Source organism: Pantoea sp. B566, from assembly GCF_024793925.1.
Lineage (GTDB): Bacteria > Pseudomonadota > Gammaproteobacteria > Enterobacterales > Enterobacteriaceae > Pantoea > Pantoea ananatis.
Genome location: NZ_JANUQL010000003.1, coordinates 2,973,627 through 2,989,555 on the forward strand (window position 1 = coordinate 2,973,627; position 15,929 = coordinate 2,989,555).

Genomic DNA, 15,929 nt, shown 5'->3' on the forward strand with positions numbered 1-15,929 from the left:
CGCTAAGAATAGCAAACCTCCAGCCAGAGTTATAGCGCATTGGGGCCTGTAACGCGGCGTTGCCTGGAAAATAAACTAAGATTGTTCTGAATGATCAGTGCCACCGCATAAAGTGAGTAAACGTGAGTCATTCGCAACCCACGGGGCAATAACGATCGCCGTACCCAGCCTGACCGTTGTAAGTTACAGGCCAGGTAAAAGATGGGGCGCATAAAGCTCAACACATCCCTACAATCAGCCCTATAATGGCCCATTCACTCTGGCCGGAAAGTTGAAGCCGCATGAAATATCAGGATTTAAGAGACTTTATTGCGCTGCTTGAACAGCGTGGTGAACTGAAGCGTATATCGCACGAGATCGACCCCGAACTGGAAATGACGGAAATTGCTGACCGCACCTTACGTGCAGGCGGCCCGGCATTATTGTTTGAGAACCCTAAGGGTTACGACATGCCCGTTCTGTGCAACCTGTTTGGCACGCCAAAGCGCGTGGCGATGGGTATGGGGCAGGAAGAGGTCAGCGCACTGCGAGAAGTGGGCGAACTGCTGGCCTTTCTCAAAGAACCCGAGCCGCCAAAAGGCTTCCGTGACCTGTTCAGCAAAATGCCGCAGTTTAAGCAGGTGCTGAATATGCCCACCAAAAGGTTGCGCAATGCACCCTGTCAGGAAGAGGTCTTCAGCGGCGATGAGGTCGATCTAACGCGGATTCCGGTCATGAAATGCTGGCCAGGCGATGCAGCCCCCTTAATTACCTGGGGGCTCACGGTAACCCGCGGTCCGCATAAAGAGCGACAAAACCTGGGCATTTATCGCCAGCAGGTGATTGGTAAAAACCGTCTTATCATGCGCTGGCTTTCTCATCGCGGCGGGGCACTTGATTATCTGGAGTGGACGAAAGCCCATCCTGGCGAGCGTTTCCCGGTATCTGTTGCGCTGGGTGCCGATCCGGCGACAATTCTTGGCGCGGTGACCCCGGTACCGGACACGCTGTCAGAATATGCCTTTGCGGGCCTGCTGCGGGGGAATAAAACCGAAGTGGTCAAATGTATTTCCAACGATCTGGAAGTGCCTGCCAGCGCGGAAATCGTGCTGGAAGGCTACATTGAACCCGGTGATATGGCCCCGGAAGGCCCCTATGGCGACCATACGGGCTACTATAATGAAGTCGATAGCTTCCCGGTTTTTACCGTAACGCATATTACTCAGCGGCATCAGCCTATTTATCACTCGACCTACACCGGACGTCCGCCAGATGAGCCAGCTGTCCTTGGCGTGGCGTTAAATGAAGTGCTGGTGCCGATTCTGATTAAGCAGTTCCCGGAAATCGTCGACTTTTATTTACCACCCGAAGGATGCTCCTACCGGTTGGCGGTCGTCACGATTAAAAAACAGTATGCCGGTCATGCCAAGCGCGTAATGTTTGGCGTTTGGTCGTTTCTTAGACAGTTCATGTACACCAAATTTGTTATTGTGTGTGACGACGATGTTAATGCCCGTGACTGGAACGACGTCATCTGGGCAATTACTACGCGTATGGACCCGGCGCGCGATACCGTATTGGTAGAAAACACGCCAATCGATTATCTTGATTTTGCGTCACCGGTGTCAGGACTGGGTTCTAAAATGGGCCTGGATGCGACGAATAAATGGCCGGGCGAGACACAACGAGAGTGGGGCACGCCGATTGTTAAAGATCCGGCAGTCACTGCGCGTATCGACGCTATCTGGGATGACCTCGGTATTTTTAAACAGCCATCACAGCGTTGATGGCGCGCAATAACCATAAAGACGACCCGACAGAGGGAACGCATGACAACGTTAAGCTGTAAAGTAACTTCAGTTGAAGCGATTACCGACACGGTGTATCGCGTTCGCCTGATTCCGGAAGCGGAATTTAGCTTTCGTGCAGGACAGTATCTTATGGTAGTGATGGATGAGCGCGATAAGCGTCCGTTTTCTGTAGCCTCTACGCCAATGGAAACTGAAATCATTGAGCTGCATATCGGCGCGTCGGAGCTTAACCTGTATGCGATGGCCGTGATGGATCGCATCCAGCAAGACGGGCAAATCGTTGTTGATATTCCCCACGGCGACGCATGGTTGCGCGAAGAGAGTGACAAACCGTTAATCCTGATTGCGGGCGGCACGGGCTTTTCCTATGCGCGCTCCATCTTACTGACGGCGCTTGCCCAACAGCCTGATCGAGATATTGCGATTTACTGGGGCGGCCGTGAGCTGAAACACCTTTACGATATGGATGAACTGGACGCGCTGGCCATTAAGCATCCTAATCTCAAAGTGATTCCGGTAGTAGAACAGCCTGAAGCAGGCTGGCAGGGTCGTTCTGGCACCGTATTAACGGCCGTCATGCAGGACTTTACTACGCTGAGTGAGCATGAGATTTATATCGCCGGGCGCTTTGAAATGGCAAAAATTGCGCGCGATCGCTTCTGTTCTGAGCGTGGCGCAGTGGAATCACAGATGTATGGCGATGCCTTTGCCTTTATCTGATTTCATGCAGCAAGAAAAAACCCGCCCCTGACAGGCGGGTAAATCCCACAATAACGTCCCAACGTATCAAACGCGTTCGATAACGGTGGCGATGCCCTGACCCAGACCAATACACATTGACGCCAGGCCAAACTGCGCATCGCGGCGTTCCATAATATTCAGCAACGTCGTACTGATGCGTGCGCCTGAACAGCCCAGTGGATGACCCAATGCGATGGCGCCGCCATTTAAGTTGACCTTCTCATCCAGTTTGTCTGACAGTCCCAAATCCTTAATGCAGGGCAGAACCTGCGCTGCAAAGGCTTCGTTGAGCTCGAAGATGTCAATGTCGTTCACGCTCAGCCCAGCGCGCTTCAACGCCAGCTTGCTGGCGGGCACCGGACCGTAGCCCATGATTGAGGGATCGCAGCCCACCACCGCCATACTTTTAATACGGGCGCGGGGTTTCAGCCCCAGCTCCCGTGCGCGGCTTTCACTCATAATCAGCATGGCGGCTGCCCCATCTGACAGGGCTGAGGATGTGCCTGCGGTCACCGTCCCGGTCACGGGATCAAATGCAGGTCGCAGTGCCGCAAGGCCTTCCAGGCTGGTATCTTCACGGATCACTTCATCAAAGTCATAGCGTTTCAGCACGCCGTCGGCGTCGTGGCCGTGTATCGCAACAATTTCATTTGCGAAATCGCCGCGCTGTGTCGCCTGCCAGGCGCGCTGATGGGAGCGCAAAGCGAATGCATCCTGCTGCTCGCGGCTAATGTGGTGCATGCGCGCCAGCATCTCTGCGGTTAATCCCATCATCCCTGCCGCTTTCGCAACGGTACGCCCTAAGCCGGGATGAAAATCAACGCCATGGTTCATGGGTACATGTCCCATATGCTCCACACCGCCGATCAAACAGGCATGTGCATCTCCCACCATAATGGCGCGTGCGGCATCGTGTAGGGCCTGCATTGAGGATCCACACAGACGGTTGACCGTTGTGGCGGGTACGACATGCGGGATTTCGGCCAGCAGCGCGGCGTTGCGGGCAATATTAAAGCCTTGCTCCAGCGTTTGCTGTACGCAGCCCCAGACGATGTCATCCAGGGTGGCAGCATTGACTGCCGGATGCCTACTTAGCAGTTCACGCATAACGTGCGCTGACAGGTCTTCTGCACGTACGTGACGAAAGGCACCGCCTTTCGAGCGGCCCATTGGCGTGCGCACTGCGTCAATAATGACTACATTTTCCATTTTTTATCACCTCAGGCGCTTCTGAACGCGGCTTCATCAATCGGTTTGACGGCGGGGTACCAGCTTTCATGTTGGCGCGCTTTTTCTGACAGCAGGGCAGGCAGCTCATACAGGCCGCCCAGTGCCGTATAGCGTTTCGCCTGATCCACGACATTACTGTTCCCCAGCGTGTCGAGATAACGGAAAGCCCCACCACGGAATGGCGGGAATCCCAGGCCGTACACCAGCGCCATGTCTGCCTCGGCAGGTGAAGCAATAATCTTCTCTTCCAGACAGCGGACAACTTCATTCAGCATTGGCAACATCATGCGGTTCAGGATTTCTTCATCACTGAAGATCCGCTTAGGCTGGCAGGCAGGTTCAAGCAGCGCATCGACCTCGGGATCAGAGACTTTTTTAGGTTTCCCTTTTTTGTCTTCTTCCCAACGCCAGAAGCCTTTACCGTTTTTCTGACCAAAGCGTTTTGCTTCAAACAGAATATCGATAGCATCGCGATAGTCCTTTTTCATACGCTGTGGGAAACCATCCGCCATTACGCTTTGCGCATGATGTGCGGTATCAATCCCTACGACATCCAGCAGCCAGGAAGGGCCCATCGGCCAGCCAAACTGTTTTTCCATCACTTTATCGATTTGGCGGAAATCCGCACCATCGCGCAACAACATGCCGAACGCGGCAAAGTAAGGGAACAGAACACGGTTTACGAAGAAGCCTGGGCAGTCATTCACCACGACAGGGGTTTTGCCCATCTTGCTGGCCCATGCCACGACTTTACCCAACGTCGCTTCACTGGTTTTCTCTCCGCGAACCACTTCTACCAGCGGCATACGGGGAACCGGATTAAAGAAGTGCATACCGCAAAAGTTTTCGGGACGCTGCAGTGCCTGCGCCAGCTGGCTGATGGGGATCGTAGAGGTATTCGAGGCCAGGATGGCATCACTGCGCATATGCTTTTCTGTTTCAGCCAGCACACTGGCTTTGATCTGTGGATTTTCGACCACGGCTTCGACCACGACATCGGCCTGATCAAATCCGGCATAATCCAGCGTGGGTTGAATGGTGGCAATGACGGCAGCCAGCTTATTCCCGTCTATCTTACCTCGCTCCAGCTGCTTGTTCAGAAGCTTACTGGCTTCGTTCATGCCCAGAGTCAGCGCCTGCGGATGAATATCCTTCATCTTGACCGGCACACCTTTCCACGCCGACTGATAGCTGATGCCACCACCCATAATCCCGGCGCCCAGCACGGCAGCCTGCTTCGGCGCACCATTTTCGCTGCTGCGTTTTTTGGCCAGCCCTTTAATGTACTGATCGTTGAGGAAGATTCCGACGAGCGCGCGGGCCACATCCGATTGCGCCAACGGAACAAACGCCGCCGTTTCCAGTTTTAACGCATCGTCACGTCCTAATGCGGCTGCGGCCTCGATCGTCTTCACGGCGGTGAGCGGCGCAGGATAATGTTTTCCGGCCGTTTGCATGACCATGCCTTTAGCGATTGTAAAGCTCATTGCGGCCTCGACAGGGCTCAGCTTTAACGGGGCTAATTTAGGGGCGCGACGTGCCCGCCAACTGCCATCACTGGCTGCCGCTTTAAGCATCGTCAGCGCTGCATCGCGCAGTTTATCAGGGCTGACAACTGCATCGACCAGACCCAGCCTGAGCGCAGCCATACCATCAATATCTTTACCTGCCGCAATAATTTCCAGCGCGCTGTCAGCACCCAACAGGCGAGGCAGGCGAACGCTGCCGCCAAAACCCGGCATGATGCCCAGCTTGGTTTCAGGTAAGCCCAGGCGGGCGCTCGGCGTGGCAACCCGTAAGTCCGTCGCCAGAACACATTCACAGCCACCACCCAGCGCGTAGCCATCGATCGCGGCGATGGTGGGAACGGGTAAATCTTCCAGACGATTAAAAATACTGTTTGCGAAGGTCAGCCACTGGCTCAGCTTTTCCGTTGGCGCGTCAAAAAGCGCAAGGAATTCGGTGATGTCAGCCCCAACGATAAAGGCGGGTTTGGCTGAGCTCAGAAGCACGCCGTGCAGATCGGCGTGTTGCTCCAGCACAGCAATCGCTTCGCCGAGGCTGGCAACAGTTTGTGTATCCAGCTTATTAACCGAGCCGGGGGCATCAAACACCAGCTCGACAATGCCGTCGTCCAACTGATTAAGAGTGAGGTTAGCGCCTTGGTAGAGCATGTACGTCTCCTGAAACCGCGAAAGGTGATCTGGTCATACCAGATGATCGTGAGTTTGGGAGCGATGTTAATTTTTTGCAAACAGCTCTTTGTTTATTTGCTAACAAGATCACAGCCGCCCTGAACCCGGCATCCGTATTTTGGCTGTGATAAACTGCGGCTTTTCCGGACACTGGAGAGGCGGCAATGGATTCATTAAAAAGCTTGTATCACGCGCATATTACGACCTTGCAACAACGTGCTCAGCAGGTATTGGCACGTCATAAACTGGATGCCATGCTGATCCATTCCGGCGAGTTGCTCACCGTGTTTCTGGACGATCATACTTATCCGTTTAAGGTTAACCCGCAATTTAAGGCATGGGTGCCCGTAACCCAGGTGCCAAACTGTTGGTTGTGGATTGACGGTGTGAACAAACCGAAGTTGTGGTTTTACTCTCCGGTGGACTACTGGCATAACGTTGAACCACTTCCGCACAGTTTCTGGACCGATGACGTTGAGATTATCGGCCTGGCAAACGCGAATGCCATCGGCGATCTTCTGCCAGCCCAGCGTGAAAACGTCGCCTACATTGGCCCGGTGATCGAACGTGCGGCGCAATTAGGGATTAAGGCGGGAAATATTAATCCAAAAGGCGTGATCGATTTCCTGCATTACCATCGCAGCATAAAAACCGATTACGAGCTCAGCTGTATGCGTCAGGCGCAAAAAATTGCCGTGGCCGGGCATCGTGCGGCGAAAGAGGCCTTTTCTGCCGGCCTGAGTGAATTTGATATCAATCAGGCTTACCTGACGGCAACCGGACATCGCGATACCGATGTGCCCTATGGCAATATTATCGCCCTGAATGAGCATGCCGCCGTGTTGCACTACACCAAACTGGACCATCAGCCACCGGCTAAGCGTTACAGTTTTTTGATTGATGCCGGAGCGGAATATCAAGGCTATGCCGCCGATCTGACGCGCAGTTATGCCGCACAAAGCGGCACGCTGTATGCCAAAATGGTTGAGGCGATGAATACGGAAGAGCTGGCGTTGATTGCTACGCTGAAAGCGGGCGTGCGCTACACCGATTATCATCTGCAAATGCATCAACGTATTGCGAAATTGCTGACGAAGTTTGATTTGGTCCACGGGATAAGCGAAGAGGCGCTGGTAGCCGAGGATTTGACCGGCCCCTTTATGCCACACGGTTTAGGCCATCCGCTGGGCTTGCAGGTCCACGATGTCGCGGGCTTTATGCAGGATGAAACCGGTACGCACCTGGCCGCGCCAGAGCAATATCCTTATCTGCGCTGCACCCGGGTTATCCAGCCTGGGATGGTGTTAACCATTGAGCCAGGCTTCTATATTATTGATTCACTGCTGGCCCCGCTGCGAGAAGGCAAATTCAGCGCGCATTTTAACTGGCAGGCACTGGATGCGCTTAAGCCTTATGGCGGTATCCGCATTGAGGACAACGTGATTATCCATGCGAACCGCGTCGAAAACATGACGCGCGACCTGCATCTTGCCTGATGGAGGCGTTTGATATTCCTGCGCAGGCGCTCAGCGTCAGCGAGGAGACGATCAAAAAAAGCCGGTTTATTACGCTGCTGGCTCACACCTGTGGCGTGGACGCGGCGCGGGCTTTTGTCCAGCAGGTCAAGCAGGATCACCCGACGGCCCGGCATCATTGCTGGGCCTGGGTAGCGGGTGCGCCCAACGACTCACAGCAGTTGGGCTTTTCCGATGATGGTGAGCCTTCCGGGACGGCAGGTAAACCCATGCTCGCGCAGTTAATGGGTGCCGATATCGGAGAAATTACGGCAGTGGTCGTGCGCTACTACGGCGGCATTATGTTGGGGACGGGGGGCCTGGTTAAGGCTTATGGCGGCGGTGTCCAACAAGGGTTGAAACAGCTTGAGCGCCAGCGAAAAGTTCCGGTAAAACTGTTCACGTTACAGTGCGATTACGCCCAGTTGAGCGATATTGAGCGCCTGGTGCAGCGCTTTGAAGGGAGCATTTCTGAAAGTCAGTATCTTGACCGTATCACTATGACGCTGGCTTTGCCTTATGGACATATTGATGGATTTAAGCAAAACCTGTCAGACTTCAGCCGGGGTGCGTTAACGCTTCTTCCGCTTACACCATGATGTTCTTCTCTTTAATTAAAGGAACGGCTTAATGCACTTTCGCGCCATTACCCGCATTGTCGGTCTGCTGGTGATCCTCTTCTCGGTAACGATGATTTTACCCGGCCTCGTTGCGCTGATTTATCGGGATGGCGCGGGCCGCGCCTTCAGCCAGACGTTTATGATGGCCCTGGTGATTGGTTCGTTATTGTGGTGGCCAAACCGCAAGAAGAAAACGGAACTCAAGCCGCGCGAAGGGTTTCTGATAGTCGTATTGTTCTGGACCGTGCTGGGCAGCGTCGGTGCCATGCCCTTTATCTTTGCTGAACAGCCGCACCTGTCCGTTACGGATGCCTTTTTTGAATCCTTTTCCGGATTAACTACCACGGGCGCGACCACGCTGGTGGGGCTGGACTCCTTGCCTAAAGCCATTTTGTTCTATCGCCAGATGCTGCAGTGGCTTGGCGGCATGGGGATCATTGTGCTGGCCGTGGCTATCCTGCCGATTCTGGGCGTCGGTGGCATGCAGTTGTATCGTGCTGAAATGCCTGGCCCATTGAAAGACAACAAAATGCGCCCGCGCATTGCGGAAACGGCCAAGACGCTCTGGCTCATCTATGTGTTACTGACGATTGCCTGCGCGCTGGCCCTGTGGTTTGCCGGGATGCCTGCCTTTGATGCAATCGGCCACAGTTTTTCCACTATCGCCATTGGCGGTTTTTCAACGCATGATGCCAGTATCGGCTATTTCCAGAGTGGAACGATCAACACCATCGTGGCGGTGTTCCTGCTGATCTCCGGTTGTAACTACGGCCTACACTTCTCATTACTGAGTAACCGCAATCTGCGAGCCTACTGGCGCGATCCCGAGTTCCGGATGTTTATCGGGGTGCAGCTGACGCTGGTGCTGATTTGCACCATCGTCTTGTGGCTCCACAATGTGTATGACAGTGGCTGGCAAACGCTGAACCAGGCCTTTTTCCAGGTGGTATCCATGGCAACCACTGCGGGATTCACCACGGACAGTATTGCGCGCTGGCCGCTGTTTCTACCGGTGTTGCTGTTGTGTTCTGCATTTATTGGCGGCTGTGCGGGTTCTACCGGCGGCGGTTTAAAAGTGATTCGTATTCTGCTGCTGTGCAAACAGGGTAACCGTGAGCTTAAGCGGCTTGTCCATCCCAATGCGGTTTACACCATCAAACTGGGCAATCGTGCGCTTCCGGAACGTATCCTTGAAGCCGTATGGGGATTCTTTTCGGCATACGCGTTGGTGTTCCTGATCAGCATGCTGGCCATTATTGCCACCGGCGTTGATGATTTCTCAGCGTTTGCTGCGGTTGCGGCAACGTTAAACAATCTTGGCCCGGGCCTGGGCGTAGTTGCCGATAACTTCACCTCAATGAACGATGTAGCTAAGTGGATTTTGATTTCTACTATGCTGTTTGGTCGCCTTGAGGTTTTCACGTTGCTGGTGTTGTTCACGCCGACCTTCTGGCGGGAATAACGAATAAGGATGAACATAATGAAAGCGTTAATTCTCTTTTCCACCCGCGATGGTCAGACGCAAAAAATAGCCTCGGCTATTGCTGATGAGATTAAGGGCCAGCAATCTTGCGATGTCATCAATATCCAGGATGCAAAGACACTCGACTGGCAGCAGTACGATCGGGTGTTGATTGGTGCTTCAATCCGCTATGGTCATTTCCAGCCTGTCGTAAACGAATTTGTTAAGCACAACCTTCTTGCACTGCAGCAGCGCGTAAGCGGCTTTTTCTCCGTTAACCTGACGGCGCGCAAGCCTGAGAAGCGCTCACCGGAAACGAATGCTTATACCGTCAAGTTTTTAGCACAGTCGCCCTGGCAGCCTGATTGCTGCGCCGTCTTTGCTGGCGCACTCTATTATCCGCGCTATCGTTGGTTTGACCGGGTCATGATTCAATTCATTATGCGGATGACTGGCGGTGAAACGGATGCATCTAAAGAAGTGGAATACACGGACTGGCAACAGGTGCAGCGTTTTGCCAGGGATTTTGCACAGTTACCAGGCAAATCGTACTGAAATAACGCGATTTGGCGAAATTTGAGACGAACAGTAATCTTTTTGCAATTAACCCTTGTCAGGCCGCGCGAACTCCCTATAATGCGCCTCCATCGACACGGCACAACGGCTTACGGAATGCGGTGTTGAGAGGGTCAGGCAACTGAGCCGCCGGAGAAAAACTTCTGAAAAAGAGGTTGACTCTGAAGGAGGAAAGCGTAATATACGCCACCTCGCGACAGACGGTTAACCCGCTGTTCGCACTGCTCTTTAACAATTTATCAGACAATCTGTGTGGGCACTCGCAGGATTGATATCAGCGTCTCCGGACGTAAAAAATATCAAAGCCTCACGAGTGAACACATAATGAAATTCATTATGACGTTTTACAGATGAGCACCGCTGAACTGGTTTCAGCAAATCAAACTTTAAATTGAAGAGTTTGATCATGGCTCAGATTGAACGCTGGCGGCAGGCCTAACACATGCAAGTCGGACGGTAGCACAGAGGAGCTTGCTCCTCGGGTGACGAGTGGCGGACGGGTGAGTAATGTCTGGGGATCTGCCCGATAGAGGGGGATAACCACTGGAAACGGTGGCTAATACCGCATAACGTCGCAAGACCAAAGAGGGGGACCTTCGGGCCTCTCACTATCGGATGAACCCAGATGGGATTAGCTAGTAGGCGGGGTAACGGCCCACCTAGGCGACGATCCCTAGCTGGTCTGAGAGGATGACCAGCCACACTGGAACTGAGACACGGTCCAGACTCCTACGGGAGGCAGCAGTGGGGAATATTGCACAATGGGCGCAAGCCTGATGCAGCCATGCCGCGTGTATGAAGAAGGCCTTCGGGTTGTAAAGTACTTTCAGCGGGGAGGAAGGCGATGTGGTTAATAACCGCGTCGATTGACGTTACCCGCAGAAGAAGCACCGGCTAACTCCGTGCCAGCAGCCGCGGTAATACGGAGGGTGCAAGCGTTAATCGGAATTACTGGGCGTAAAGCGCACGCAGGCGGTCTGTTAAGTCAGATGTGAAATCCCCGGGCTTAACCTGGGAACTGCATTTGAAACTGGCAGGCTTGAGTCTCGTAGAGGGGGGTAGAATTCCAGGTGTAGCGGTGAAATGCGTAGAGATCTGGAGGAATACCGGTGGCGAAGGCGGCCCCCTGGACGAAGACTGACGCTCAGGTGCGAAAGCGTGGGGAGCAAACAGGATTAGATACCCTGGTAGTCCACGCCGTAAACGATGTCGACTTGGAGGTTGTTCCCTTGAGGAGTGGCTTCCGGAGCTAACGCGTTAAGTCGACCGCCTGGGGAGTACGGCCGCAAGGTTAAAACTCAAATGAATTGACGGGGGCCCGCACAAGCGGTGGAGCATGTGGTTTAATTCGATGCAACGCGAAGAACCTTACCTACTCTTGACATCCAGAGAACTTAGCAGAGATGCTTTGGTGCCTTCGGGAACTCTGAGACAGGTGCTGCATGGCTGTCGTCAGCTCGTGTTGTGAAATGTTGGGTTAAGTCCCGCAACGAGCGCAACCCTTATCCTTTGTTGCCAGCGATTCGGTCGGGAACTCAAAGGAGACTGCCGGTGATAAACCGGAGGAAGGTGGGGATGACGTCAAGTCATCATGGCCCTTACGAGTAGGGCTACACACGTGCTACAATGGCGCATACAAAGAGAAGCGACCTCGCGAGAGCAAGCGGACCTCATAAAGTGCGTCGTAGTCCGGATCGGAGTCTGCAACTCGACTCCGTGAAGTCGGAATCGCTAGTAATCGTGGATCAGAATGCCACGGTGAATACGTTCCCGGGCCTTGTACACACCGCCCGTCACACCATGGGAGTGGGTTGCAAAAGAAGTAGGTAGCTTAACCTTCGGGAGGGCGCTTACCACTTTGTGATTCATGACTGGGGTGAAGTCGTAACAAGGTAACCGTAGGGGAACCTGCGGTTGGATCACCTCCTTACCTGAAGATACCTTCCCGCGAAGTGCTCACACAGATTGTCTGATAGAAAGATAAAGAAGCAAGACGGCTGCGAAGTCGAGACACGTCAGTGTCCCCTTCGTCTAGCGGTTAGGACTCCGCCCTTTCACGGCGGCAACAGGGGTTCGAATCCCCTAGGGGACGCCACTTGCTTGGTGACAGGTGAAAGGTGTCTCCACGAAGTATCTCAAAACTGGCCTCAGGGTCACGTTTGAGATATTTGCTCTTTAACAATCCGGAACAAGCTGAAAATTTGAAACGACACAGCGTCGCATTCTTCCGTAATAAAGAATGATGACGATGTGTTCGAGTCTCTCAAAAGCTTACAGCTTACAAGCTAACTGTGAAGCCGTTACGGCGAAACAGATAAACGCCTGTGGGTTGTGAGGTTAAGCGACTAAGCGTACACGGTGGATGCCCTGGCAGTCAGAGGCGATGAAGGGCGTGCTAATCTGCGATAAGCGCCGGTAAGGTGATATGAACCGCTACAACCGGCGATACCCGAATGGGGAAACCCAGTGTGACTCGTCACACTATCATGCAGTGAATACATAGCTGTATGAGGCGAACCGGGGGAACTGAAACATCTAAGTACCCCGAGGAAAAGAAATCAACCGAGATTCCCCCAGTAGCGGCGAGCGAACGGGGAGGAGCCCAGAACCATCATCAGCTTGTGCATCAGTGGAAGCGTCTGGAAAGTCGCAGGGTACAGGGTGATACTCCCGTACACAAAGGTGCACAGGCTGTGAGTTCGATGAGTAAGGCGGGACACGTGGTATCCTGTCTGAATATGGGGGGACCATCCTCCAAGGCTAAATACTCCTGACTGACCGATAGTGAACCAGTACCGTGAGGGAAAGGCGAAAAGAACCCCGGCGAGGGGAGTGAAACAGAACCTGAAACCGTGTACGTACAAGCAGTGGGAGCCTTCTTTATGGGGGTGACTGCGTACCTTTTGTATAATGGGTCAGCGACTTATATTCTGTAGCAAGGTTAACCGTATAGGGGAGCCGCAGGGAAACCGAGTCTTAACTGGGCGTTAAGTTGCAGGGTATAGACCCGAAACCCGGTGATCTAGCCATGGGCAGGTTGAAGGTTGGGTAACACTAACTGGAGGACCGAACCGACTAATGTTGAAAAATTAGCGGATGACCTGTGGCTGGGGGTGAAAGGCCAATCAAACCGGGAGATAGCTGGTTCTCCCCGAAAGCTATTTAGGTAGCGCCTCGTGAATTCATCTCCGGGGGTAGAGCACTGTTTCGGCTAGGGGGCCATCCCGGCTTACCAACCCGATGCAAACTGCGAATACCGGAGAATGTTATCACGGGAGACACACGGCGGGTGCTAACGTCCGTCGTGAAGAGGGAAACAACCCAGACCGCCAGCTAAGGTCCCAAAGTCATGGTTAAGTGGGAAACGATGTGGGAAGGCCCAGACAGCCAGGATGTTGGCTTAGAAGCAGCCATCATTTAAAGAAAGCGTAATAGCTCACTGGTCGAGTCGGCCTGCGCGGAAGATGTAACGGGGCTAAACCATGCACCGAAGCTGCGGCAGCGACGCTTATGCGTTGTTGGGTAGGGGAGCGTTCTGTAAGCCGTCGAAGGTGTGCTGTGAGGCATGCTGGAGGTATCAGAAGTGCGAATGCTGACATAAGTAACGATAAACAAGGTGAAAAACCTTGTCGCCGGAAGACCAAGGGTTCCTGTTCAACGTTAATCGGAGCAGGGTGAGTCGACCCCTAAGGCGAGGCCGAAAGGCGTAGTCGATGGGAAACAGGTTAATATTCCTGTACTTGGTGTTACTGCGAAGGGGGGACGGAGAAGGCTATATCGGCCGGGCGACGGTTGTCCCGGTTTAAGCGTGTAGGTGTGTGTTCCAGGCAAATCCGGTTCACTTTACACTGAGGCGTGACGACGAGGCACTACGGTGCTGAAGTGATAAATGCCCTGCTTCCAGGAAAAGCCTCTAAGCATCAGGTAACACAAAATCGTACCCCAAACCGACACAGGTGGTCAGGTAGAGAATACCAAGGCGCTTGAGAGAACTCGGGTGAAGGAACTAGGCAAAATGGTGCCGTAACTTCGGGAGAAGGCACGCTGGCGCGTAGGTGAAGGGACTTGCTCCCGGAGCTGAAGCCAGTCGAAGATACCAGCTGGCTGCAACTGTTTATTAAAAACACAGCACTGTGCAAACACGAAAGTGGACGTATACGGTGTGACGCCTGCCCGGTGCCGGAAGGTTAATTGATGGGGTTATCCGCAAGGAGAAGCTCTTGATCGAAGCCCCGGTAAACGGCGGCCGTAACTATAACGGTCCTAAGGTAGCGAAATTCCTTGTCGGGTAAGTTCCGACCTGCACGAATGGCGTAATGATGGCCAGGCTGTCTCCACCCGAGACTCAGTGAAATTGAAATCGCTGTGAAGATGCAGTGTACCCGCGGCAAGACGGAAAGACCCCGTGAACCTTTACTACAGCTTGACACTGAACACTGAGCCTTGATGTGTAGGATAGGTGGGAGGCTTTGAAGCGTGGACGCCAGTCTGCGTGGAGCCGACCTTGAAATACCACCCTTTAATGTTTGGTGTTCTAACGTAGGCCCGTAATCCGGGCTGCGGACAGTGTCTGGTGGGTAGTTTGACTGGGGCGGTCTCCTCCCAAAGCGTAACGGAGGAGCACGAAGGTTGGCTAATCCTGGTCGGACATCAGGAGGTTAGTGCAATGGCATAAGCCAGCTTGACTGCGAGAGTGACGGCTCGAGCAGGTGCGAAAGCAGGTCATAGTGATCCGGTGGTTCTGAATGGAAGGGCCATCGCTCAACGGATAAAAGGTACTCCGGGGATAACAGGCTGATACCGCCCAAGAGTTCATATCGACGGCGGTGTTTGGCACCTCGATGTCGGCTCATCACATCCTGGGGCTGAAGTAGGTCCCAAGGGTACGGCTGTTCGCCGTTTAAAGTGGTACGCGAGCTGGGTTTAGAACGTCGTGAGACAGTTCGGTCCCTATCTGCCGTGGGCGCTGGAGAATTGAGGGGGGTTGCTCCTAGTACGAGAGGACCGGAGTGAACGCACCGCTGGTGTCCGGGTTGTCACGCCAGTGGCACTGCCCGGTAGCTAAGTGCGGAAAAGATAAGTGCTGAAAGCATCTAAGCACGAAACTTGCCCCGAGATGAGTTCTCCCTGAGCCTTTAAGGCTCCTGAAGGGACGTTGAAGACGACGACGTTGATAGGCCGGGTGTGTAAGCGCAGCGATGCGTTGAGCTTACCGGTACTAATGACCCGTGAGGCTTAACCTTACAACGCCAGAGGCGTTTTGGTAGAGAGACGACTTGAATTTTCAGCATTGTTTACCGGATAAAGAATTTAGTTCTGTTCTGCGGACGCGAGTCCGAAGGATTTTGCGCTGAGTGCAAGGCGGCAACCGAGACGGGGTGAAGGAGCATACTGAGGTATGTGACTGAGCGGCGCGAGGGAAGCCAGCGCGGCAGCAGCGTGAAAGACGCAGGACGGAGCACAAAGAATTTGCCTGGCGGCTGTAGCGCGGTGGTCCCACCTGACCCCATGCCGAACTCAGAAGTGAAACGCCGTAGCGCCGATGGTAGTGTGGGGTCTCCCCATGCGAGAGTAGGGAACTGCCAGGCATCAAACAAGTGAAGAAGCCCTGAACTGACGTTCAGGGTTTTTTTACGTCTGCGATCTGGCAGATAACCCCTCATCATATTCCGTCTCATCATGACCCCGATACAACCGCGGGTCTGCAACGCCGCTCTTGCTGCTTTAATCCTCTCCCGCACTGCGTCATTCTGAGCATCATCTGAAACAAAACTGTGAAAATCGTTACCTGCCAGCCTCCC

The 15,929-nt window shown here is 53.7% G+C and carries 8 protein-coding genes, 1 tRNA gene and 3 rRNA genes; 10 read left to right on the forward strand and 2 right to left on the reverse strand.

The annotated features are described in order from the left end of the window. Positions 1-281 precede the first annotated feature (281 nt). Together ubiD and fre are read left to right on the forward strand one after the other, a co-directional pair. Positions 282-1,766 (forward strand): 4-hydroxy-3-polyprenylbenzoate decarboxylase, encoded by a 1,485-nt coding sequence (ubiD, locus tag NYE92_RS15615; protein ID WP_013024103.1) that lies wholly within the window; start codon positions 282-284, stop codon positions 1,764-1,766. 42 nt (positions 1,767-1,808) lie between these two features. Beyond that, on the forward strand, positions 1,809-2,510 hold the full coding sequence (fre, locus tag NYE92_RS15620; protein WP_014595029.1) for an NAD(P)H-flavin reductase: 702 nt from the start codon (positions 1,809-1,811) through the stop codon (positions 2,508-2,510). A gap of 66 nt (positions 2,511-2,576) precedes the next feature. On the opposite strand, the gene fadA is transcribed toward fre, so the two are convergent. Both fadA and fadB read right to left on the reverse strand, forming a co-directional pair. Continuing rightward, positions 2,577-3,740, reverse strand: a complete 1,164-nt coding sequence (gene fadA / locus NYE92_RS15625) for an acetyl-CoA C-acyltransferase FadA (protein ID WP_029569346.1) — start codon at positions 3,738-3,740, stop codon at positions 2,577-2,579. Positions 3,741-3,751: 11 nt separating this feature from the next. Further along, the gene (gene fadB / locus NYE92_RS15630; RefSeq protein WP_259019138.1) at positions 3,752-5,935 is read right to left on the reverse strand and encodes a fatty acid oxidation complex subunit alpha FadB; all 2,184 of its coding nucleotides are present in this window, start codon (positions 5,933-5,935) and stop codon (positions 3,752-3,754) included. A gap of 185 nt (positions 5,936-6,120) precedes the next feature. On the opposite strand from fadB, the gene pepQ reads away from it, so the two are divergent. The 8 genes from pepQ (at position 6,121) to rrf (ending at position 15,716) form a co-directional block, all read left to right on the forward strand. Then, positions 6,121-7,452 carry a Xaa-Pro dipeptidase gene (gene pepQ / locus NYE92_RS15635; protein WP_013024107.1) on the forward strand — a complete coding sequence of 444 codons (1,332 nt, stop codon included), beginning with the start codon at positions 6,121-6,123 and terminating at the stop codon, positions 7,450-7,452. Beyond that, entirely contained in the window at positions 7,452-8,069 is a 618-nt protein-coding gene (locus NYE92_RS15640; RefSeq protein WP_013024108.1) for an IMPACT family protein, read from the forward strand. Before pepQ ends, NYE92_RS15640 begins: the two co-directional genes overlap by 1 nt. A gap of 31 nt (positions 8,070-8,100) precedes the next feature. Continuing rightward, positions 8,101-9,552, forward strand: coding sequence for a Trk system potassium transporter TrkH (gene trkH, locus NYE92_RS15645; protein ID WP_013024109.1), 1,452 nt, complete (start codon positions 8,101-8,103; stop codon positions 9,550-9,552). Positions 9,553-9,570: 18 nt separating this feature from the next. Continuing rightward, a complete protein-coding gene (gene hemG, locus NYE92_RS15650) occupies positions 9,571-10,107 on the forward strand; it encodes a menaquinone-dependent protoporphyrinogen IX dehydrogenase (protein ID WP_014606970.1) in 537 nt (178 codons plus the stop codon). 409 nt (positions 10,108-10,516) lie between these two features. Beyond that, positions 10,517-12,058 (forward strand): 16S ribosomal RNA (locus tag NYE92_RS15655). 90 nt (positions 12,059-12,148) lie between these two features. Then, positions 12,149-12,223 (forward strand) — tRNA-Glu (locus tag NYE92_RS15660). A gap of 240 nt (positions 12,224-12,463) precedes the next feature. Further along, positions 12,464-15,371: ribosomal RNA gene (locus tag NYE92_RS15665) — 23S ribosomal RNA — on the forward strand. 229 nt (positions 15,372-15,600) lie between these two features. Further along, positions 15,601-15,716: ribosomal RNA gene (rrf, locus tag NYE92_RS15670) — 5S ribosomal RNA — on the forward strand. Together the 16S, 23S and 5S rRNA genes with 1 tRNA gene alongside form the textbook arrangement of a ribosomal RNA operon. Positions 15,717-15,929 lie beyond the last annotated feature (213 nt).